The following is a 20889-nucleotide window of genomic DNA, read 5'->3' as shown; positions in this document are numbered from 1 at the left end:
CCGGCATCCCGGAAGCCCTCCGACGTACGGTGAGATCGTGCCGACGAAAGACGTACTCACCAAGGCTGACCTAGCTGAACTCCGCCGCTCTGCGCTGGGGGCGGCCGACCCGCTCGGTGTCGCCGCCGATGTCGCCGAGGCGGCGGAGCAGGGCCGGCTGGAGGATCCGGACGACGCCGGGGACGCGCTGACCCTGGCCGCCGAGATCGCCGAGATCCGGGCCAGACCGGATGCCGCCCTGCGGTACGCGGACCAGGCCCTGGCGGCGTACCCGTCGGGCGACGACCCCCGGGCCGGGTTGGCCCGCGCGCTGCGGGCCCGGGTCCTGTTCCGGACCGGTGGTCGGGACGACGAGGCGATGGCGGAGCTGACCGCGCTGCGCCCGCTCCTGCTCGTGCAGCCCGACGCCCCCGCCTACCTGAGCGCGGCGCTGGACGCCGGTGGTCGTTCGGCGACCGCCGAGACGTGGCTGAGCGAGGCGGTCGACACCCTGCTCGGCGAGCGTGCCGCCGCCGGGGCGGCCGCGCAGGCCATCACCGCAACCGACCCGGTGGTGGATCTCGGCCCGCCGGAAGCACCGGGTGTCCTCTTCTTCCTGCTGCAACAGCGGCACCGGGTACGCCGGGACCTCAACCTGCCGCACGACCGGCAGGACGATCTGGCGGACCGGCTGGAGAATCAGCTCGTCCGCCGGGCCGGGGAGCGCAGGGGCGCCGAGTCTGATCTGCTCTTCTGGCCGCGGGCCGAGTTCGATCGTCTGCTCTCCGAGCACGCCGCGCTCACCGAGGTGTACGGCCCGGATTGGGACGCGCACCGGGCCCGGCTGGAGAAGGAGCTGGTGCGTCAGACGAGTGCCGGTCAGACCGGGCTGGGTGTGTTCAGCGCGACCGTGGCCGGGTTGAACGCCTTCGCTGTTCGACGCAACGGCGACCCGGCCGATGCGGCGATCCGGGCGGGCTACGCGGCCGAGGTGTCGGCTCGGCCCAGCGCGCGGATCCCCTGGCCGCCGGAGCGCAACGACGCCTGCTGGTGCGGTTCGGGCCTCAAGTACAAGAAGGACTGCCTGCCGCGCTCCCGTAGCTGAGGGAGTCAGCTATCGAGCTGCCGTGTGGCGCTGGTAGTGCCGCGCGACGCGGGCGCGGTTACCGCAGGAGGGCTTGCACCACTCCTGGCGCGGGTGGTCCTTGACGAAATAGCGGACGCAGCGTGGCGCGGGGCAGGCGCGCAACAGGTCGCGGGCCGGACTGGCGAGGAACTCGATGGCGGCGCGTGCCAGCCCCGCGGAGAGCCTCAGTCCCGCGTCAGCCGTCTCGCCTTGCCAGGTGAGCGTCGGTGCGCCCTCCTGCGCCCAGCTCAGCACCGGCCGGACCGGCAGCGCCGCGGCGGCCTGGTTGAGCCGGTCGACCGCCTCCGGCGGGGAGAGCAGCGAGGAGGAGTCGGCCCGGCTCGGCGGCCCCGGGCGGACCGCCACCGCGAAGAGGGTACGTGCGGCGCGCCGCACCGCCACCACGTCGAGCCGGATCCGCTCGTCGACCACGCTGGCGAGGGCGTCGAGCCCGCCGACGTACTCCCGCAGTGGCTCGGCCTGCTCACGGAGCCAGGCGGTCAAGCCCGCGACATCGCCGAGGTCGTCGGCGACCCCGCCGTTGCCGTCGTGCCGGATCGTGCTGGCCAGGGCGAGCGCGAGGTGCGGTGACATGGACTCTCCTCCCCGATCCGGCTTGTGCGGCCGGCGCGGCCCAGAGTAGCTTCCCTAACGCCCTTAACGGTAGTAACCATTAGGAGAGCCCTCGTGCTGGTGATCGCGCACCTCAGTGACACCCACCTCGACAGCCATCCCCGATCGGCCGAGCGAACCGCCCGGGTGATGGACTACCTGCACACCCTGCCGCGACCGGTCGACGCGATCCTGATCACCGGGGACATCGCCGACCACGGCGAGGTGGCCGAATACCAGACTGCCGCGAAGCTCTTCGAATCCCCGCTGCCGGTCATGGTCTGCCCCGGCAACCACGATGTGCGCGACGCGTACCGCAAGGGTCTGCTCGGTGACGACCGCGGCGGCACCGGCCCGATCAACGCCCGCTACGACGTGGCCGGAGCGGTTTTCCTCCTCGCCGACTCCTCCGTGCCCGGCGAGGACGACGGCCACCTGGACGAGGAGACCACGGCGTGGCTCGCCGACGAACTGGGCTCGGTGCCGGCCGAAACGCCGACGTTCATCGCCTTCCATCACCCGCCGGTCGTGCTGCACCACCCGGTCATCGACCCGACCCGGCTGCTGCCCGCCGATCCTCTGGCCGAACTGGTCACCGCCCACCCGCAGGTCGTCGCCGTGCTGACCGGGCACTTCCACACCGCCGCCGCGAGCACCTTCGCCGGCCGCCCGCTGCGGATCGCACCGGGCGTGGTCTCCACCCTCCGGATGCCCTGGGAGGGCGATGGGCCGCTGACCACCCAGACCCAGCCGCCCGGCGTCGCATTCCACGTGTACGACAACAGCGGCCTGCTCACCACCCACTACCGGGTAGTGGTCTGAGCATGCAGGAAGTCGCGGTGCTCGGCTTCCTTCTCGCCGTCGCGCCGATCACCACCACGCCGGGAGCGAGCCTGACCCTGGTCGTCTCGCGGGTCGCCGCCGGCGGGCGCCGGCAGGGGTGGTGGGTGATCCTGGGTACGGTCACCGGGATCTACCTGCATGCCACCCTGGCTGCCGTCGGCCTGGCCGCGCTGGTGCTTCGCTCGTCGCAGGCGTTCTGGGTCGTCAAGCTGGTCGGCGCCGGTTATCTGGTCGGGCTCGGGCTCTGGCTGCTCTGGTCCGCGTCCCGCCGCCCCACGGGCGCGGGACGGCCACCGACGGTTCGTGCCCGGAGGCTGCCGTGGCACGTCCACCATCCATACCTGCAGGGGCTGCTCGGCAACGTCCTGAACCCCAAGGCCGCCGCCATCTACCTCACCCTCGCACCGCAGTTCCTCGAACCGGGCCGACCGGTGCTGGTGCCGATGTTGCTCCTCGCCACGGCACACGCCGCGCTGCACACCTGCTGGCTCGCCGGCTGGACCGCCGTCTCTGGCGCCGCCGCCCAGCTGCTCCGTACAGCAACTGTGCGACGCATGCTCGATCGGCTGACCGGTGTGATCCTGCTCGGCCTCGGTGTGCGTACAGCGGTGACCTGAGTCCGACGTCGTTCCCGGCCGCCGCCGGCGCGGCCGCATTAGGCTGTGACCGCTGAGCGACCGGTACCCATCCGGCGGTCAGCACGGTGGCCGGCCGGACGGGCGCTGCCGGCAATCTTGGGGGCTGACACGCCCTTCCGGTACCGATAGCGTCCATGCTTGGACGATCGAGGCCCGCTCGTCACCGTCAGAGGAGACGCCGATGTTCGAGGAGTTCATGGGCATTCCCGCCCACCCTCTCGTGCTGCACGCCGCGGTCGTGTTCGTGCCGCTGCTGGCCCTACTGACGATCGGTTACGCGCTCGTCGCGCCGATCCGTCCGCACACCCGCTGGGTGCTGGGGCTGCTCGCCCTGGCCGCACCGGTCTCCGCGCTCCTGGCGAAGCTCACCGGTGACGCATTCTTCGACCGCATGCGGGCCGCCAACCGGGTCACCCCCGAGTTCGTCCCGACGATCGAGGCGCACCAGCAGTTTGGCGACATCACGCTCTACGCCACCATCGGGCTGGCGGTCGTGGCGCTGGCACTGGTGTGGTTCGTCCCGCCGCGGACTGCCGAGGCGAGCGCCACCGGAGGCGCCCGGCACGGTCGCGCGCTGACCCTGTCGTTGCAGGTGTTGTCACTGGTGGCCGCGGGCATCGCGCTGTACTACGTGATCCGCACCGGCGACTCCGGCGCGAAGGCGGTCTGGACGGGTCAGTGACCCCCCGTGGGTCAGGGCCGACCGGGCCGGCCGCAGCCACGGAGCGTCAGCGTTGGCTGGCCCGGTCGACGCCCTTGTGCACCCGCGCCGTGCGGTCGATCAGCTCGCGCAACGCGCTCCCGTCGACGTCGTCGAGCCGCTTCAGGTAGAGGCATCCCTTTCCGGCGCGGTGTGGACCGAGGCGGGCGAGGATCGGGCCGTACCGATCCTCGAAACCACCCACCAGGTAGACGACAAGATTCTGTTTGCGCGGCGAGAAGCCGGCCAGCGGCGCCTCGCCCGAATGCCCGCTGGCGTAGGTGTAGCGGTACCTGCCGAAGCCCACGATGCTCGGGCCCCACATCACCGCCGGCTCGCCGGTCACCTCGCCCATGATCGCGCGGAGCCGCCCCGCGTCGGCCCGCTGACGTTCGTCGGGGATGGCGGCCACGAAGTCGTCGACGCTGACCTCGGTCGGGACCGTCACTGGCTGCTTCGATATGGCCATGAGCTGATGCTGCCACGCGAGTACGACGAAGCGCCGCCGTGGTCAGGACACCTCCTCGCGCGCTCGCCAGGAGAGGGCCACGAGCCAAGCCGAGATGATCACCGCTCCGACGGCGAAGCGGATGCTCGCGCTCTCCTCGCTCCACGGCAGGGCGGTGAGCACGAACGCGACGACACCGCTGGCGGCGCTGTAGACCGCCCAGCCCTGTCGCCCCTGCCCCGCGAACCGCCGGGCGAGCAGCAGACCGGCCGCGATCAGCGACAGGAACGCCGCCGCGCCGCAGACCGTGTGCAGGATGCTGCCCGTACTGGCGTGCTCGGGAAGCCCCGCCGGGGCGCCCGGCGGCCAGCCGAGCGCGGGATCGGGGACGAACACCCCGCCGCCGACCATCGCCACCCCGTACACACCGACCAGCAGCGGCCCCAGCGTGGCCGCCCGGCCCGGGCGCAACGCCCGCCGCAGGCCCACCGCGAACGCGACGGCCAGCAGGCCGGTGCCCACGAACGCGATGAACTGCAGCCAACCGAGGTCACCGAGGGTGAGCGAGCTCAGCGCGTGCCGACGCAGGTCGAACCCGGGTCGGGTGAAGGCCTGCCCGAATGACAGAGCCGGGAAGAGGATGCCGGCGACTGTGCCGCACCCGAGGAGGTACCGGGTCCGGCGGCGCCGGGCCGACACCGACCCGTCGGGGGCAGCGGTCAAGGACGTCATGTGCGGACCTCTCGTCTCGTCGTCACGTACTGCCGTCACGACGAACGAGACCCCGCCGGATCGACACCTCCGGCGAAAGAAGTACCGGGCACCGGATCTACGACGGGCGCGAGCCTGGTAATCCATTGTGAACAAAGGGCGCATCCCTACTCGAAGGGATCGACGGGAAGGTCAGCCGGACTTAGCATGAGCACGAATGGATCTTCGGGATCCTCCACCGAAGGGAAACGCGCGTGCGTCGAACCCCCTTGGCACTACTCGGCGTCGGTGTGTCCGGCGCCCTACTGATTACCGCAGCTCCGGCGGCATCGGCCGCCCCGCCTGCGGCGACCCCGCCGACCGGCATCGTGGTCAGCGACGGCATGACCCAACCGGTGTTCTCCTTCGCCGACGCGATCGAGGAGCGGGTGTTCGTCCAGACGCCGCTGGACACCGACCACGACGGTCGCCCCGACCGGGTGGCGATCGACATCTCCCGCCCCAGGGAGACCGCCACCCAGGGCTTCAAGGTGCCGGTCATCTTCGAGCACAGCCCGTACCGCAAGGGCACCTGGGGCGACGTGCCGTACCCGAGCGTGCTGGTCGACGACCTGCCGCAGAACGGCTCGACGAACCGTTCCGGGCTGCGGGCGGCCGACGTGGAGGCGCAGCGGGCGCAGGCGAAGGCCAACCTGCCCGGCTCGCTGGACGACTACTACGTGCCGCGGGGGTACGCGGTGGTGCTCGGGCAGAGCGTCGGCACCGGCGACTCGGACGGCTGCCCGACCAGCGGCGACCAGGCCGAGACGCTCGGCACCAAGGCGGTCATCGACTGGCTGAACGGCCGGGCGAAGGGGTACGACGCGAACGGCGCCCCGGTCACCGCCGGCTGGACCACCGGCGCGGTCGGCATGACCGGCGTCTCCTACAACGGCACGCTGCCCAACCAGGTGGCCACCACCGGCGTCAAGGGACTCAAGACCATCGTGCCGGTCTCCGCGATCAGCAGCTGGTACGACTACTACCGGGCCAACGGTCTGGTCGTCGCGCCCGGGACGTTCCAGGGCGAGGACACCGACATCCTGGCCCAGTACACCGCCGGGCAGGCTCGTGCCGAGGGGCAGTGCGCCGACGAGATCGCCGACATCACCGAGGAGCAGGACCGGGTCACCGGCGACTACTCGAAGTTCTGGCAGGATCGCGACTACCTCGACGCCCGGGACGTGCGGGCGAGTGTCTTCGTCGTGCACGGCCTCAACGACTGGAACGTGAAGACCGAGCACTTCGCCGGCTGGTGGGACGAACTGGCCAAGCGCGATGTACCGCGCAAGATCTGGCTGCACCAGGGCGGGCACGGCGGCCCGGGCAGCAGCGCGTCGGTGACCCTGCCCAACGGTCGGACGTGGACCTACAAGCAGACCGAGAACCGCTGGTTCGACTTCTGGCTGTGGAACGTGCGCAACGGAATCATGGACGAACCGACCGCCGTGCTGCAGCGGGAGGACCGGGCCTACACCACGTACGCCAACTGGCCCGACCCTGCCGCCCGTACGGTCGGGTTGACGTTCGCCACCACCGACGCCACCGCCCCGGGCACGCTCACCTCGGGTAAGGCGCCGAAGGCCAGGATCGAGCAGGGCTTCGTCGACGAGGGCCGGACCATCCACCCGGACACCCTGGTGGCCAATCCCGATACGGCGAGCCCGAACCGACTCGCCTACCGCTCCCCCACCCTGACCCAGAACGTCCGCATCTCCGGGCGCCCGGAAATGCGGCTGCGGATGGCGATCGACAACAAGCCGGACGCGAACCTCACCGCGTACCTGGTCGACTACGGCCCGGCCGGCTCGACCGCCGCGCCGACCGTGGTGACCCGGGGCTGGATGGACCCGCAGAACCGCAAGGGCCCGGCCCGCACCGAGCCGGTGAAACAGGGCAAGCTGTACGACTACCGGTGGACCCTGGAGCCGAAGGACTACATCTTCCCGGCGGGCCACCGCATCGGTGTGGTTGTCTTCTCCAGCGATCAGGAGTACACCCTGCTGCCGCTGGGTGGCACCGAACTACGGGTCGCGCCGAACGACAGTGAGCTGCGGCTGCCGGTGGTCGGGGGCCGGTCCGCGCTCGGGTTCTGACACAAGTTTCTCCCGAACAGGTGGGGCAGTCCGACGCGTCGGACTGCCCCACCTGCGCGTTCCGACCGCCCCTGACCCGTCCGGGCCGCCAAACGCGGCCCTTCCGTCCCGCGTTTGGCGGCCGGAGGCGCGGGAAGACCTCGCCGATCGGGCCCAGGCGACCCGCCACGTCCGTCGTCCGGCAGCGCTGGCGATGCCGGCGAGACCCGAGGAGGAGCGAGGATGAGCCCACGCAGGACAACCGTCCCGGCGCGCAGGTCACCCGGGCCCACCAAGGCCACCGGAGCGACGAAGATGCCACCGAGCCGGAAGGTGGCGGCCAAGAAGGTCGCCGCTGCCACGAAGCGGGCCACCGGCGCGAGCGCGGCCAAGACGCCTGGCGAGAAGCCCACGCCGACCACGCCCCGCGTCGCCCGGAAGAAGGACGTTTCCGCCACCACGGCCTCGCCCAGCCGCAGGCCGACGGCGAAGGCTGCCGCCGCAAAGAAGGCACCACCGAAGAAGGCGCCTGCAGCGAGGGCCGCCGCGAAGAAGGCGCCCACGGCGAGGGCCGCAGCGAAGAAGGCGCCCACGAAGAAGGCCGCGCCGACCCGGGCCCGCACCACGTCCGCCACCAGGGCTCCGGCCAAGAAGGCGACCACCATGGAGTCGTTCGGCAACCGGCGTACGGCGCGGAAGACCTGAGCTTCGACGCCTACCCCGCCCCACGTCACATGCGCGCCCACGTCCTATGCGCGCCCCACTCACGCGCGCTGAACGGGTCATAAGCGCAGGCCGCCGTCACACACGCGCGCCCCACTCACGCCCGCTGAACGCGTCATGCGCACGGGCCGCCGTCACACGGGCACCCCACACCACGTCGGCGGCCCCCGCCACACCCGCAGCCTGCGTCACGCCCGGCGGGCCCGCGCCACGCCCGCGACCTCACCTCCGTCACCCAGTCCCTCGCGGGCGGTGAGCCCTGCTGGGAGACCGACAGTCGGGCGGGTCGACGGCGGGGGGACACCCGCACTGTTGAGCGTGATACCTGAGAGTCATTTTGATACCTCAGAGTCATCACGCTCAAAAGCACGCACCCGGCCGACGCACGGCGGCGGCCTCCTAGGTCTGCGCATTTCCGGGAAGGTGTGGCCTCGGCGCGTCGGGAGGCAGCGTTTTCCCGCGGGCTGGGGGTGTCGTCCCGTTTGGGGTGGGCCGTCCCGTGGTCGGGGCCACCCTCAGCGTGGAATCGGGGGCCGGCCCGGGTCGTTATACCGGGGGATGCGACCGTGGCCCCCTGGCCCGGTGCGCGGCAGCCGCCGGGAACACCCGACCGGCCGGCACGGTTACATCCCCGGAACCCCGAGCAGGTCCCCCCAGATCGCCGAACCGTTCCCCCCTTCTTGAACTTCCTTGACGCGGCACCCCCCTGCCGCGCGCACCCCCGATGCAGAGGAGCACGCCATCATGCGTACCGATCTGATTCGTAAGACCGCTCTGACCGCTGCTGGACTCGCCTTCACCGGCGGCGCCATCGCCGGCCCCGTGACCGCCGCTTACGCCGCGTCGGATGCCAAGCCCGCTACGCAGACCCAGTCGGACCGGAAGTCGTCGGGTGAGCGTCAGCTGGGTGTGCGCTACGAGGCGCAGCCGAACTTCTACTACTGCGGTCCCGCCGCCGCCCGCAACGCCCTGTCCGTGCAGGGCAAGGACATCAGCGTGGACGCCATGGCCAAGGAAATGGGCACCACCGAGGCCGGCACCAACTCCATCAACGACATCACCCCGGTGCTGAACAAGGAAACCGGTAAGAACGACGCCTACCGCAGCGTCGAGATCAGCACCCCCGCCGCTGACAGCAAGCAGACCGACAAGCTGCGCGCCGACGTCGTGAAGACCGTCGATGACGGTCGGGCAGTGGTCGCGAACATCGCCGGCACCAGCGTCGACACCGACGGCGTGAGCCACTCCTTCGAGGGTGGGCACTACATCAGCGTCGTCGGCTACCGCGACAACGGCAACATCGTCAAGATCGCCGACTCGGCCGATCCGAACCAGGCCTCCTACGAGGTCACCGTCGAGCACCTCGCCGACTGGATCGCCACCCGCGGCTACGCCACCAGCTGACACCCAGCAACCAACGCGAAGGGCCGGATCCCCACCAGGGGTCCGGCCCTTCGTCGTCATTCCCACCAACTGCGGCATGTATTGACAAGTGTCGACGTCGGGGTGAGGCTGGGACGGGAGAGCGCTCTCTCGCACCCGGGCACAACAGACCACCACCAAAGTCTGGCCAAGGGCAAACTCCGATGTCTTCGGCGGCGGCGCCGGAGCTGTCCCTGACCCGTCCCCCCGACAGGAGTCACGAGATGGACAGGGCCGCACCCCTCTCCGGCATCCACCGCCGGCTGCGCCTCGCCACGGCGATCGGCGCACTGCTGGCGCTACTCGGCACGTACATCGTGTCGACCACCGACCGGGCCGACGCCGCCCCGGGCGTCAACGTCATCCGGGTAGCCGAGTTCCCCGCCGACTGCACGTACAGCCACCGGCTGCCGGACGACCCGATCATCTTCCCCGGCCTGCCCGGTGCCTCGCACATGCACAGCTTCTTCGGCAGCACGGTGACGAACGCCCACACCACGCTCCCCGACCTGGTGAACTCTCCGACCACCTGCAACCCGCGGACGGACGTCTCGTCGTACTGGGTGCCGACGCTCTACAACAACAACGTGCCGGTCGAGCCGGCCATCTCCACTTTCTACTACCTGGGTGAGGGCGTACGCGCCGACGTCGTCGCGGCCACCCAGCCCATCCCGCAGGGGCTGCGGATCGTTGCGGGCAACGCTCGGGCGACCGGGCCGAACGAGAGCATCGCCCGCTGGTCGTGCCTGCACGCCGGGCACGTGCCCCCGTCGAAGGACTTCGTCAACTGCCCGTCCGGCACCATGCTGGAGTCGTACCTGGACTTCCCGCAGTGTTGGAACGGCCGCGACCTGGATTCGGCCGACCACAAGAGCCACATGGCGTACCCGGTGAATCAGGCCTGCCCGGCTACGCACCCGATGCACGTGCCGAAGCTGCGGCAGGTGCTGCGGTACCCGGTCAACGGCAACCCAGCGCGGTTCCGGCTGGCCTCCGGTGCGGGCTACACGATGCACGGCGACTTCTTCAACGCCTGGCCGGTGGCGGAGATGGCACGCCGCGTCCAGGACTGCATCCGTCCGGTGATCAAGTGCGGGCACGACGGCCGACCGATCTGAGCCGACACGTTCGACCCGAGGGCGGGCCCGGTCACGCCGGGCCCGCCCACCCGGGCGGAAAGGAGGTCGGATGCGAGCCCTCGTCGCCGCACCGCCCACTCTGCTCATCGCAGTTCTGCTCGTCGCCGGCTGCGCTGCCGGGTCACCGGCCCCGGCCGGCAGCACCGCACCGTCCGCGATCGTGCCCCCGGCAGTCGCAGCGCCGAGCGCGGTGCCAGCCACGGGTACGGCAGGACCGTTCAGCGGCACCGACATCGCCTGGCTCCAGCTGACGGTGGCGATGGCCGAACGACTGCAGCCGGTACTCGACCTGGTGCCGGCCCGGACCACCGACCCGGCGTGGCGGCGGCTGGCCGCCCAGGTCGGGGCGTCCCACCGCGCCGACCTGGACCGGTCCCGCCGGCTGCTGGCCGACTCGGGTGCGCCGGAGACCAACCCGCACGACGGGCACGACATGCCCGGCATGATCACCGCTGAGGAGCTGACCGCGCTGCGGTCGGCCGCCGGGAAGCCGTTCGACCGGCTGCTCGCTCAGCACCTGCGCGCGCACCTGGCGCAGTCGGTCCGGATCGCCGCCGCCGAGCAGCAGGGTGGAGTCCACCCGGCGACCACCGCGCTGGCCGCGGCCGTGGTCCGGGGCGGCAACGCCGAACTCGCGCGGCTCGACGGGCTGGACGGTGCGCCGAGCCGCTGACCCCTCAGCCCCGGTTGGTGACGATCTCGTCGAGCAGCGCCGGACACTCGCCAACCGAGCCCGCCGAGCCCGCCGAGCCCGCCGACGGCGACGCTCAGGCGGTGTAGCGGGCGGCCAGGTCCACGGTGCGTCGGGCTGCGGCGACCATCGCCCGGTCGGCGAACCGGCCGTCCGGCAGCACCACCGTCCCCGAGTCCCGCCGGTGCGCCTCGGCCACCGCGGCCAGCAGCTCCGCGGCGCGGGCCACCTCCCGATCGGCCGGCCGGAACGCCTCGACGATCACCGGCAGTTGGCGCGGGTGGATCGCCGCGCGGCCGAGGAAGCCGAGCCGCCGACCCACCGCGCAGGAGGCGGCCAGACCGGCGACGTCGGCGACGTCCGCGTACACCGACATCGCCGGCGGGACCAGTCCGGCGGCGCGGGCCGCGACCACCACCCGACCGCGCGCCCAGAGCAACCCGTCGTCGTCGCTCACCCCGAGGTCTGAGCGGAGGTCGGCCTCGCCGAGCCCGATCGAGGCCACCGCGGGGTGGGCCGAGGCGATCGGGTACGCCGCCTCCAGCCCGAGCGCCGACTCGACCAGCGGGTGCAGCGGCACGTCGACCCGGTCGGCGAGCGCCGCCACCGTCGCGGCCGACTCCACCTTCGGCAGCCGCAGCCCGGCCAGCCCGGGCCGACCGGACACCGCGGCCAGGTCGGCGTCGACGTCCGGCCCGGTCAGCTCGTTGACCCGGACCTGCACCGGAACCGGCTGCACCTCGGCGAGGAACTCGGCGACCGCGTCCCGGGCGTACGCCTTACGCCCGACGACAACGGCGTCCTCAAGGTCGAGGATGACCGCGTCGGCACCCGAGGCGACCGCCTTGGCGAACCGGTCCGGGCGGTCGCCGGGCACGTAGAGCCAGCTGAGCAGCATCAGAGCACGCCCCGCTCGCGCAGCGCGGCCAATTCGTCGGCGCTCAGGCCGAGCGCGCCGAACACCTCGTCGGTGTCCTGGCCGTGCCGCCGACCGGCGTGCCGGATCTCCCCCGGCGTGTCGGTGAGTCGGAACGGCACGTTCTGCATCCGCACCTCGCCCAGCTCCTCGTCCGGGACGCTGCGCACGGTGCCCAGCGCCGCGTACTGCGGGTCGGCGAGGATGTCCCGCACGTCGTAGACCGGCGCGACCGCCGCCTGCGCCGCCTCGAACGCGGCCACCACCTCGTCCCGGTCCCGCTTCGCCACCCAGGCGCTCACGGCGGCGTCCAACTCGTCGGCGTGCTCGGCTCGGCCGCTGCCGGTGGCGAACCACGGCTCGTCGATCAGCTCGGGTCGGCCGACCAGCCGCAGCACCCGCTCGGCGATGCTCTGCGCGCTGGTGGAGACCGCCACCCAGCGCCCGTCCGAGCATCGGTAGGTGTTGCGCGGGGCGTTGTTGTTGGACCGGTTGCCCAGCCGGGGCTGGATGTAGCCGAGCTGGTCGTACCAGGTGATCTGCGGGCCGAGCATCGCCATGATCGGCTCGATGATGGCGAGGTCCACCACCTGCCCGGCGCCGGTGGCGTCCCGAGCCCGGAGGGCCAGCATCACCGCGTACGCGGCGGCCAGCGCGCTCACCGAGTCCGCCAGCCCGAACGGGGGCAGGGTGGGTGGGCCGTCCGGTTCCCCGGTGGCCGCGGCGAAGCCGCTCATCGCCTCGGCGAGGGTGCCGAAGCCGGGCCGGCGGGCGTACGGGCCGACCTGCCCGAAACCACTGATCCGGGTGATCACCAACCGGGGATTGACCGCGTGCAGCTCGGCCGGGCCGAGCCCCCACCGCTCCAGCGTGCCCGGACGGAAGTTCTCCACCAGCACGTCGGCGTCGGCGAGCAGCCGGCGCAGCAGCGCGGCGCCGCCCGGGTCGGACAGGTTGAGGGTGACGGTCCGCTTGTTGCGGCCGAGCACCTTCCACCAGAGCCCGACGCCGTCCCGGGCCGGGCCGTGACCCCGCGACGGGTCCGGCTTGGCCGGGTGCTCCACCTTGATCACGTCGGCGCCGAAGTCGCCGAGGAACGCGGCCGCGAGCGGCCCGGCGAAGAGGGTGGCCAGGTCGACCACCTTCACCCCGTCGAGCGGGCCACGGGTGGCACGCCCGGCCCCCGGATCAGTCGCGGCGGTCACGGCGTTCCCTTCGTCGGGTCGAGGGCGGCGAGGAAGACGTCGCCGTTGCCGAGGGCGCCGCCGCCCACCGGCGCTCCGGCGGTGAGCCCGCTGACCAGCAGCCGGCCGTCGGCGCCGAGGGTCGCGTAGACGTTCTCCTCGCCGAACGGGTCGGCTGCGTCGTCCCGGACCGTGCCGTACTGGGCGACGCCGAGTTGGCGTCCCCGGGCGTCGAGCCGCACGGTCAGCACGTCCGCGCCGCCGACCGGCAGCCCGAGCGTGCTGTTGGTGAACCCGACCACGGCGACCGCGCCGTCGGGCAGCGGCACCACCTCCGCGCCGGCATCGGCCCCGTGGCCGCCGGTCACGGTCCGCCAGCCTTGCCGACCGGTCGAGGTGTACGCGACGGTCAGCACGTCGCTGCCACCGTTGGTCGCCTCGCCGCCGGTGGAGCCGGTGGCCAGCACCGTGCCGGTGGAGCTGATCGCGACGCCGCCGAGCAGGTCGTCTCCGGCGCCGCCCACCGAGGTCACCCAGCTGCTGGTGCCGGCCGGGTCGTACCGGGCCAGCCAGCCGTCTGCGCCGCCAAGCGCCGTCGTGCCCGGCAGGCCGGCCGAGGTGCCGCCGGCAACGTACACGCCCTGCGCGTCGGCCATCACCGCGTACGCCTTGTCCTCGCCTGGCCCACCGAACTGCCGGCTCCAGGCGACGCGCCCGTCCGGGCCGATCCGGGCCAGCACGGCGTCCTTGTCGCCGGCACCGGTCTCGCCGGCGAACGAGCCACTGGTGTAGCCGGCGACGTACGCACCGCCGTCCGGCGCTGGCGCGACGGCGTAGAACCGGTCCGCCTTCGTCGGGTCACCGGCCTGGGTCAGCCAGGCCCGCTGCCCGGACCCGGTCAGCCGGGTCACCAAGGCGTCGTCGGCCGGGTTGCCGGGGTGCTTTCCGTCCAGGTCGCCGCGGGTGTAGCCGGCGGCGATGACCCCGCCGTCGGCGAGCGGCATCAGCCCGTAGAGGCGGTCGTTCGCGGCGGTGCCGAACTGGGTCGTCCACCGCGCGGTCGTGCCGTCGGCGGCGAGCCGGCTCACCACCGCGTCCAGCCCGCCGGCGTACGGCTGGCCGTCGACCGGGCCGGAGGCGGCGTAGCCGATGGTGGTCGTGCCATCCTGGTGGGCGGCGACGCCGCCGGCCCAGTCCGTGCCCGCGCTGCCGTGCACCGGCCCGGGCAGCCCGGCCGGCGGAGTGACGCTCAGCGTGCCGGCGAGGTGCTTCAGACCGTCCACGAAGGCGGGTCGCCAGACATCCCAGTCGTGCCCCCCGTCGAGCACCCGCAGCTCGGCGGCGACCCCGTCGGCGCGGCGCACCGTGTTGTAGAGGGTGGCCGCCTCGTAGTCGAGGTCGTGCGCGGCGTCGGCCGGGTCGGGGTTGGCCCACTCGTCATCGCCGACCGCGACGTACATCCGGACCGGGGACTCCGGGTCCAGGCCGGGCAGCAGGGCGGGGTAGTTCAGCTGCTGGTAGACCTCGTCGGAGAAGCGCTGCGCGCCCGAGCCGAAGGCACCGAACTCGCGCGCCGACGAGTCGGCCGGCGGCAGCGGCCGGTAGACCGCCGGGCTGAGCACCAGCGCGTTGGCGAAGAGGTCCTGGTGGGCGAGGGCGTAGCGCAGCGCCCCGGCGCCGCCCATCGAGTAGCCGCCGACCAGGCGGGCGCCGCGGTGCGCGGCGGTGCGGTAGGTGGCGTCGACATGCGCCACCAGGTCGCGGGTGAGCGCGGTCTCCACCGGCCGGCCCGGGTCGTCCGCGCCAGTGTAGGAGGAGTCGACGTACCAGTTACCCCGGCTGCTCCACGGCGCGTCGGGCAGCACCGCGATCACCGGCGACACCTCGCCGTCGGCGATCATCCGGTCCAGGTCGGCCTTCACCTGGGTCCACGCCTGCATGGTGTCGCCCCGCCCGTGCAACAGGTACAGCACTGGGTAGCGGGCGGCGGTCGCATTGGCGTACCCGTACGGCAGGTAGACGGTGTAGTCGATGGTCCCGTCCAACGCCGGGGACGGCGCGGACGCGGTGGTCAGCGTGCCCGCGCGGAGGCGCTCCGCACTCGCCCCAACCGGTACCGCGCCGGTCAGTCCCAGCGCGAGGAGCACGGCGGCCACGCCGCCGCCGATCCGCCAGCGTCTGCCCATCAGGTCACTCCTTGGGGGTCGGAAGGTTTGCGGCGCAGCGGAAGCCCACCTGGTCTGAGCGGGTGAGCCCGGCGCCGGTCAGTAGCAGCTTCACCGAGGCGTCCGCCGGCTGCGGGCCGCCGTCGAGGTACCAGTCGGAGCCGTCCGCCCGGTACCCGGCGCCGCCCTTGAGGATGACGAATCGGGTACGCCCGTCGGAGTGCTCGCTCTCGGTCAGGTTCCACACCAGCGGCTCCCGGCGGACGAGCAGCCCTGCCTCGGCGGCCACCTGCCACTCGTCCTCGGTGGGCAGCCGCAGCCCGGCCCACGCCGCGTACGCCCGGGCGTCGGCCAGGTCCACCCCGGTCACCGGGGCGTCGGCCGGTCCGTGCCCCGCGGTGAACCGCTCGGGGCGCACCGGCCGGTAGTCGGTGGCCCGCAGGAACTCGGCGTACTCGCCGTGGGTGACCTCGTGGGTGGCGATGGCGAACCGGCCGAGCCGGACGCTGCGGCGCAGCGTGCCGGTGTGGTGCAGGCGGGGCGGCAGCGGCTTCCACTCGTCGACGTAGGGCGCCTCGCCGTACAGCCCGGTCTCCCGCACCCGGTGCCGGACCACCAGCTCCCGCCGGCCGGCCTCGACAGCGGCCATGCCTCGCGGCAACTGTGGCCGGAGTGCCCATGGAGTCCGGACGCGTACCGCGGAGCGGGCCGGGAAGGACGGATCGCCGGTGGGTGGCTCGTGCCGGTGCACGGCGGAGTCGGTGACGACCACGGCGGCGATCGCGCCGGCCGGCAGCGGACCGCCCACCGCCAGCCGGCCGTCAGCGGTCTCGGTGACGGTCAGCTCGGCGCCGGTGACCAGGTCGACGAATCGTCGGTCGGCCCGGGCCTCGGTGACCAGCCACGGCCCGTCGTGGTCCGCGCCCCGGTTCACCACCGTCCACAGGGGCTCGTCTTCGTGCGTCCAGCGGGACGCGTACACCTGGCCCTGGCCGGCGTGGTCGGCGAGCGGGACCCAGTCCTCGGCGCGCAACCACGCCGCGTGGCTGGCCTGCACCCGGCGCATCGCCCGCAGCACGGCCCGGTCCCGGTCGTTCCAGCCGACCCAGACGCCGAAGACGCTCTCCCACACCAGCACCCCGACGCCGTTGAGCCAGGCCGAGTGCAACTCGTCGAGGTGGTCGCGGTGCCAACGGCGGGTGTAGTGCAGCACGTGCCGCCGCTCGAACCACTTCGCCCGCAGCACGCCGGGCACCTCGGAGTCGGCGAACCACTGCGCCCACGACATCGAGTGGTCGGCGATCCGGGCCAGCGGGACCCGACTCTCGCCTTCGAGGACCATGCCGGGGCGGACCGCGTCCAGCGCGGCGCGCAGCTCTCCGGCACCTTCCTTGAGGGTGTCCAGGAAGACGCCGTCGACGCCGAGCTTGCCGGCCAGCGCCGCGACCTCCTCGGCGTCGCTGCCCGGCTCGCGGCGGGTGCCGGTGTCCCACGGGTTGTAGTCGATGAAGACCCGCACCCCGCGCTCCTGGAACGCGCGCACCACCTCGGGCAGCTCCGGCACGTCCCGGTACCAGTCGAACTGGTTACGCTCGTCCAGGCCGATCACCGGGTACGCGTGCCAGAGCACCACCCCGTCGAAGCCGCCGAAATCCTGCCCGGCCGCGTCGAGGAAGTCGTCGACGGTGAAGACGCCGCGCTCGTGGTCGTAGAGCGCCTCGTCCCAGAGCCAGGTCAGGCAGACGCTGAAGCAGTCGCCGGCGATCTCGTCGTAGTGCGTGCCGGTGTAGCCGATCCGGGCCCGGGCGTCGGCCCGCCAGCGGGTGAGTTGCTCCCGCCAGGCCGGCCAGACGGCCGGGTCGGCCGGCGCGGCGAAGATCTTCGCTTCGTCCAGGGTGGTCAGGTCGGCGTGCCCGCCGAGCGGCACCTCGGTCGGCCGGTCGATCGGGCGCGGGACATACGGGTTGAAGCTCACGGGGTACCTCGGTAGGTCGCGTCGTAGAGGGCGTCGATGGCGGACCGCTCAGGCAGGGCGGTGGACGCGCCGGGCCGCTGAGCGCAGGCCGCGCCGGCAGCGCACGCCCAGCGCAGGCTCGCCGTGACGGTGTCTTCGGTGCTGGCGCCGCCGCGCTCGGCCCAGCCCACGGCGAGCGCGCCGGTGAAGGCGTCGCCCGCGGCGGTGGTGTCCACCGCGTCGATGCGCGGGGCCGGGACGGTCAGGCGCAGACCTCGCCGGTCGGCGTACGCGGCACCGCGCGCGCCGAGGGTCAGCACCACCCGGGGCACCAGCTCCAGCAGGGCGTCGAGCAGCACCGGCGGGTCGTCGGAGAAGACCCCGGCCACGACCGCCGCCTCGTGTTCGTTGACCACCAGCACGTCGACCAGGTCGAGCAGCTCCGTCGGCAGCACGGCGGCCGGCGCGGCGTTCAACACCACGGTGGTGCCCTCCGCCCGGGCCCAGTCGGCCGCACGGACCACGGCGGCCAGCGGCACCTCCAGTTGGAGCAGCAGCACGTCCGCCGCGGCGACCGTCGCCCGGTCGTCGGCGTCCAGCTCGGTCAACGTGCCGTTGGCGCCGGGCGCGACCACGATGAAGTTCTCCGCGTCCCGGTCGACGGCGATCAGCGCGATGCCGGAGGGACCGGCGACGGTCCGCAGGCCGCGAACGTCGACCCCCGCGCCGACCAGGCTCGCCCGCATCTGCGTACCGAACTCGTCGTCGCCGACCGCGCCCACGAAGTCGCAGGCGGCACCGGCCCGTGCGGCGGCGACCGCCTGGTTGGCGCCCTTGCCGCCGGGCACGGTCCGAAAGTTCTCGCCGAGCACCGTCTCACCGGGGCGGGGCAGCCGCGACGCGGTCACCACCAGGTCCAGGTTGCTGCTGCCCACCACCGCCACGCGAGCGCTCATGCCGGGCTCCTTTCCGTCCACCGGTGCTGGTTCACGACCCGCTCCCCGACTGGGCCAGTGCCTGGGTACGCTCGGCCAGCTCGTCGAAGCCGATCCCGTCGAAGTCGGCGATGCTGCTGGTCAGCCGGTTGCGCAGCGGGGCGACCCACCGCGCCGGCAGCCCGGACGCCCCGGTGAGCGCCCCGGTGACCGCACCGACCGTCGCGCCGGTCGAGTCGGTGTCCCAGCCGCCGCTGACCACCGCGGTGATGGATCGCTCCAGGTCGCCTCGGCCGTACGCCAGCGCGGCGGCCACCAGCGCGGCATTGTTGCGTACGTGCACCCAGTGCAGGTGGCCGTGCCGGACATACAGCTCGTCGACCACGCGTTCCCAGTCGTCGGCCCCCTCGCCGAGAGCGCGCGCCTCGCGGACCGTGGCCGCGAACCGACTGCGCGGCGGCAGCACCGCCTCGGCGGCGTCCAGCACCTCGTCCATGCTCGCGGCGACCGGCGCGGCGGCGGCCAGGGCGGCGGCCCAGATCGCGCCGTGCACCCCGCCCCGGACGTGGCTGACGGTCGCGTCCCGCCAGGCCAGCTCCGCGGCCCGGTCGGGCCGGCCGGGGTTGACCCAGCCGTACACGTCGGTGCGGATCTGCGCACCGATCCACTCCCGGAACGGGTTGTGCCGACGGGCGCTCTCTGGTGGAGCGAGCCCGAGCAGCAGGTTCCGGTACGCCACCCGCTCGGCGGTGAAGACCCGCCCGGCGGGCAGCCAGTCCAGCCACGCCTGCGCCACGTCGGCGCTGGTGAAGTCCCGCCCGTGCGTCTCCAGCACCCGCAGCGCCAGCAGCGCGTAGTTCAGGTCGTCGTCCTCGGGCATGCCGTCGATGTTCTCGGCGAGGCTGGTCGGTGCGCTGCGCCGGTTCCACGGCCAGCGGGCGGCGACCTCGGCCGGCAGCCCCTTCGCGGTGAACCAGTCGCGCAGCGGCCACCGGTCGGTCGCCGTGAGGATCTCCCGGATTCCCTCCCGGGGGATCTTCTCCACCGGCTTGCCGAGCAGGCAGCCGGCCGCCCGGCCGAGCCACGCGCCGTGCAGCCGGTCGTGCGTCACGTCGGTCGGCAGCGACCAACTCGTCGGCCATTCGGCCCGGAGTGCGGCCAGCTCATCCGGCTCATCGTCGGCGGCGACGGCGGGCAGCGCGTCGGCGGCGTCCAGCAGCTCCGCCGCGAGCGCCCGCAGCGCCGGGGACGCCGGGGTCGGCGACGCCCCGCTGACCGGCGGGGTCAGGTCCCCGCCGGCCACGGCCCACCGCTGGGCGAGCGCCGCGACGTCGCGCCCCTCGTCCCGGCTGGCCGCCAACTCGTGCGGCAGCAGGTCCTCCGGCTGAACCCAGGTGATCCTCACCGGGTCGACTCGCCGTCGGATGCGTCCGCCACGGCCCGACCGGCGCCGCCGGCCAGCCCGGCGAAGCGCTCCGCCCGCCGGGTGAACCGGGCCTGGTCCCGCTCGAAGACCTCGCCGGCCACCGCCGCGAGAACCCGGGCCGGCTCCACCAGGTCGGTCCGGGAGGCGGTGGCGACCACCTCGGACCACTCCGCCGGCACCGCCGCGGCGCCGCCGAGCGCCCCGGCGATGGCAGCGGCCATCGTGGCGGTGGAGTCGGCGTCCCGGCCGTAGTTGACCGCACCGAGCACCGCCGGGCGGAACTCGCCGCCGGCCACCACGAGCATGCCGATGGCCACCGGCAGCTCCTCAATGGCGTGCAGCCGACTGGGCCGTCGCGCGCCGAGCCCGGGGCTCCGGTACTCCTCCCCCACCGTGTCGTAGGGGGCGACTGCGGCGCGCAACGCCGGAATCGCCTGCTTCCAGTCGTGGTGGCTGCGGGCCTCCTTGACGACCGCGTCGATGGCCGCCCGGGTGCCGTCTCGGGCCAGGTCCAGCGCCGCCGTGACGACGTCCTCGACGCCCGCGCCGGGGGTCGCCGCCGCGGCGACCGCCGCCGCGAAGACGGCGGCGGCCTCCCGCCCGTAGCTGTGCTGGTGCGCTCCGGCGATCTCCACCGCCTCGGCGTACGCCCCGGCCGGGTCGCCCGCGTTGACGATGCCGACCGGGGCCATGTACATGGCCGCACCACAGTTGACGATGTTGCCGACCCCGGCCTCGCGCGGGTCCGCGTGAGCGTGGTGCAGGCGGGTGACCAACCACCGCTCGGCGGCCGCGAGCCGGTGGAAGGTCACCCCCTCCCGCTCCAGGTCGGGGATGTAGACCACCCGCTCGATCAGATCGGGGACCAGCAGCTCCACCACGTCGTACGCATCGAGGTGGTCCCGTTTGGCCGCATAGGCGCGGACCAGGGCGTGGGTCATCAACGTGTCGTCGGTGATGTGCCCGTCGCCCTTGTGGTACGGCGCGAGCGGTCGCGCGGTGGACCAGTCGGCGTGGTACGGGGGCACGATGCCCTCGACCCAGCCGCCGAACCGCGCGCGGATCTGCTCCGGCAGTGCCGTCTCGGTGGCGCCGCCAAGGGCGTCTCCGACCGCGGCGCCGACCAGGCAGCCGACCGATGTGTCGAGCAAGAGTGACATGTC

At 73.1% G+C, this 20889-nt stretch carries 19 protein-coding genes; 9 read left to right on the top strand and 10 right to left on the bottom strand.

The window, feature by feature from the left end; genetic code table 11:
* Window positions 1-37: 37 nt before the first annotated feature.
* A complete protein-coding gene (locus OG990_RS07620; RefSeq protein WP_406079533.1) occupies window positions 38-1084 on the top strand; it encodes an SEC-C domain-containing protein in 1047 nt (348 codons plus the stop codon).
* Between the two features lie 9 nt (window positions 1085-1093).
* On the opposite strand, the gene OG990_RS07615 is transcribed toward OG990_RS07620, so the two are convergent.
* Window positions 1094-1699, bottom strand: a complete 606-nt coding sequence (locus tag OG990_RS07615; protein WP_406079532.1) for a CGNR zinc finger domain-containing protein — start codon at window positions 1697-1699, stop codon at window positions 1094-1096.
* 93 nt (window positions 1700-1792) lie between these two features.
* On the opposite strand from OG990_RS07615, the gene OG990_RS07610 reads away from it, so the two are divergent.
* The 3 genes from OG990_RS07610 to OG990_RS07600 all read left to right on the top strand — a co-directional run bounded on the left by OG990_RS07610 (window position 1793) and on the right by OG990_RS07600 (window position 3880).
* Complete coding sequence (locus OG990_RS07610; RefSeq protein ID WP_406079531.1) at window positions 1793-2539, top strand: metallophosphoesterase; 747 nt, start codon at window positions 1793-1795, stop codon at window positions 2537-2539.
* A gap of 2 nt (window positions 2540-2541) precedes the next feature.
* A complete protein-coding gene (locus OG990_RS07605) occupies window positions 2542-3177 on the top strand; it encodes a LysE family translocator (RefSeq protein WP_406079530.1) in 636 nt (211 codons plus the stop codon).
* Window positions 3178-3379: 202 nt separating this feature from the next.
* Complete coding sequence (locus OG990_RS07600; protein WP_406079529.1) at window positions 3380-3880, top strand: DUF2231 domain-containing protein; 501 nt, start codon at window positions 3380-3382, stop codon at window positions 3878-3880.
* A gap of 46 nt (window positions 3881-3926) precedes the next feature.
* On the opposite strand, the gene OG990_RS07595 is transcribed toward OG990_RS07600, so the two are convergent.
* Together OG990_RS07595 and OG990_RS07590 are read right to left on the bottom strand one after the other, a co-directional pair.
* Entirely contained in the window at window positions 3927-4367 is a 441-nt protein-coding gene (locus OG990_RS07595) for a DUF1801 domain-containing protein (protein ID WP_406079528.1), read from the bottom strand.
* 42 nt (window positions 4368-4409) lie between these two features.
* Complete coding sequence (locus tag OG990_RS07590; RefSeq protein WP_406079527.1) at window positions 4410-5078, bottom strand: DUF998 domain-containing protein; 669 nt, start codon at window positions 5076-5078, stop codon at window positions 4410-4412.
* Between the two features lie 233 nt (window positions 5079-5311).
* Here OG990_RS07590 and OG990_RS07585 point away from each other — a divergent pair, with 233 nt between their 5' ends.
* The 5 genes from OG990_RS07585 (at window position 5312) to OG990_RS07565 (ending at window position 11128) form a co-directional block, all read left to right on the top strand.
* On the top strand, window positions 5312-7192 hold the full coding sequence (locus tag OG990_RS07585; RefSeq protein ID WP_406079526.1) for a Xaa-Pro dipeptidyl-peptidase: 1881 nt from the start codon (window positions 5312-5314) through the stop codon (window positions 7190-7192).
* 222 nt (window positions 7193-7414) lie between these two features.
* Window positions 7415-7876, top strand: coding sequence for a hypothetical protein (locus tag OG990_RS07580; protein WP_328415687.1), 462 nt, complete (start codon window positions 7415-7417; stop codon window positions 7874-7876).
* 762 nt (window positions 7877-8638) lie between these two features.
* A complete protein-coding gene (locus tag OG990_RS07575) occupies window positions 8639-9298 on the top strand; it encodes a C39 family peptidase (RefSeq protein ID WP_406079525.1) in 660 nt (219 codons plus the stop codon).
* 242 nt (window positions 9299-9540) lie between these two features.
* On the top strand, window positions 9541-10434 hold the full coding sequence (locus OG990_RS07570; RefSeq protein ID WP_406079524.1) for a DUF1996 domain-containing protein: 894 nt from the start codon (window positions 9541-9543) through the stop codon (window positions 10432-10434).
* 70 nt (window positions 10435-10504) lie between these two features.
* Window positions 10505-11128, top strand: coding sequence for a DUF305 domain-containing protein (locus OG990_RS07565; protein ID WP_406079523.1), 624 nt, complete (start codon window positions 10505-10507; stop codon window positions 11126-11128).
* Between the two features lie 94 nt (window positions 11129-11222).
* Here the strand turns inward: OG990_RS07565 and OG990_RS07560 are convergent, their stop codons facing one another.
* From OG990_RS07560 to OG990_RS07530, 7 genes are read right to left on the bottom strand one after another with little or no spacing between them, the layout of a single operon-like run.
* Window positions 11223-12044, bottom strand: coding sequence for an HpcH/HpaI aldolase/citrate lyase family protein (locus OG990_RS07560; protein WP_406079522.1), 822 nt, complete (start codon window positions 12042-12044; stop codon window positions 11223-11225).
* Entirely contained in the window at window positions 12044-13267 is a 1224-nt protein-coding gene (locus OG990_RS07555) for a CaiB/BaiF CoA transferase family protein (protein ID WP_406079521.1), read from the bottom strand. The genes OG990_RS07560 and OG990_RS07555 overlap by 1 nt, the downstream gene beginning before the upstream one ends.
* Window positions 13264-15432: an alpha/beta hydrolase-fold protein gene (locus OG990_RS07550; RefSeq protein ID WP_406079520.1), complete on the bottom strand. Its 2169-nt coding sequence runs from the start codon at window positions 15430-15432 to the stop codon at window positions 13264-13266. Before OG990_RS07550 ends, OG990_RS07555 begins: the two co-directional genes overlap by 4 nt.
* 4 nt (window positions 15433-15436) lie before the next feature.
* Window positions 15437-17386, bottom strand: a complete 1950-nt coding sequence (locus OG990_RS07545) for an SUMF1/EgtB/PvdO family nonheme iron enzyme (protein WP_406079519.1) — start codon at window positions 17384-17386, stop codon at window positions 15437-15439.
* On the bottom strand, window positions 17383-18321 hold the full coding sequence (locus OG990_RS07540; protein WP_406079518.1) for a ribokinase: 939 nt from the start codon (window positions 18319-18321) through the stop codon (window positions 17383-17385). The genes OG990_RS07545 and OG990_RS07540 overlap by 4 nt, the downstream gene beginning before the upstream one ends.
* Window positions 18322-18352: 31 nt before the next feature.
* Window positions 18353-19705: an ADP-ribosylglycohydrolase family protein gene (locus OG990_RS07535; protein WP_406079517.1), complete on the bottom strand. Its 1353-nt coding sequence runs from the start codon at window positions 19703-19705 to the stop codon at window positions 18353-18355.
* The gene (locus OG990_RS07530; protein ID WP_386982804.1) at window positions 19702-20886 is read right to left on the bottom strand and encodes an ADP-ribosylglycohydrolase family protein; all 1185 of its coding nucleotides are present in this window, start codon (window positions 20884-20886) and stop codon (window positions 19702-19704) included. Before OG990_RS07530 ends, OG990_RS07535 begins: the two co-directional genes overlap by 4 nt.
* Window positions 20887-20889 lie beyond the last annotated feature (3 nt).

Origin of the sequence: Micromonospora sp. NBC_00858, from assembly GCF_045207365.1 — a bacterium.
Taxonomy (GTDB): Bacteria; Actinomycetota; Actinomycetes; order Mycobacteriales; family Micromonosporaceae; genus Micromonospora.
Note: the sequence above shows the minus strand (reverse complement) of the source record. Positions and strands in the feature narration are given on the sequence as shown.

Coding starts and splice junctions, on each gene's coding strand:
- OG990_RS07605 (WP_406079530.1), top strand. CDS start 2,542: ATGCAGGAAGTCGCGGTGCTCGGCTTCCTTCTCGCCGTCGCGCCGATC.
- OG990_RS07590 (WP_406079527.1), bottom strand. CDS start 5,078: ATGACGTCCTTGACCGCTGCCCCCGACGGGTCGGTGTCGGCCCGGCGC.
- OG990_RS07550 (WP_406079520.1), bottom strand. CDS start 15,432: ATGGGCAGACGCTGGCGGATCGGCGGCGGCGTGGCCGCCGTGCTCCTC.
- OG990_RS07565 (WP_406079523.1), top strand. CDS start 10,505: ATGCGAGCCCTCGTCGCCGCACCGCCCACTCTGCTCATCGCAGTTCTG.
- OG990_RS07615 (WP_406079532.1), bottom strand. CDS start 1,699: ATGTCACCGCACCTCGCGCTCGCCCTGGCCAGCACGATCCGGCACGAC.
- OG990_RS07540 (WP_406079518.1), bottom strand. CDS start 18,321: ATGAGCGCTCGCGTGGCGGTGGTGGGCAGCAGCAACCTGGACCTGGTG.
- OG990_RS07580 (WP_328415687.1), top strand. CDS start 7,415: ATGAGCCCACGCAGGACAACCGTCCCGGCGCGCAGGTCACCCGGGCCC.
- OG990_RS07560 (WP_406079522.1), bottom strand. CDS start 12,044: ATGCTGCTCAGCTGGCTCTACGTGCCCGGCGACCGCCCGGACCGGTTC.
- OG990_RS07595 (WP_406079528.1), bottom strand. CDS start 4,367: ATGGCCATATCGAAGCAGCCAGTGACGGTCCCGACCGAGGTCAGCGTC.
- OG990_RS07600 (WP_406079529.1), top strand. CDS start 3,380: ATGTTCGAGGAGTTCATGGGCATTCCCGCCCACCCTCTCGTGCTGCAC.
- OG990_RS07570 (WP_406079524.1), top strand. CDS start 9,541: ATGGACAGGGCCGCACCCCTCTCCGGCATCCACCGCCGGCTGCGCCTC.
- OG990_RS07530 (WP_386982804.1), bottom strand. CDS start 20,886: ATGTCACTCTTGCTCGACACATCGGTCGGCTGCCTGGTCGGCGCCGCG.
- OG990_RS07575 (WP_406079525.1), top strand. CDS start 8,639: ATGCGTACCGATCTGATTCGTAAGACCGCTCTGACCGCTGCTGGACTC.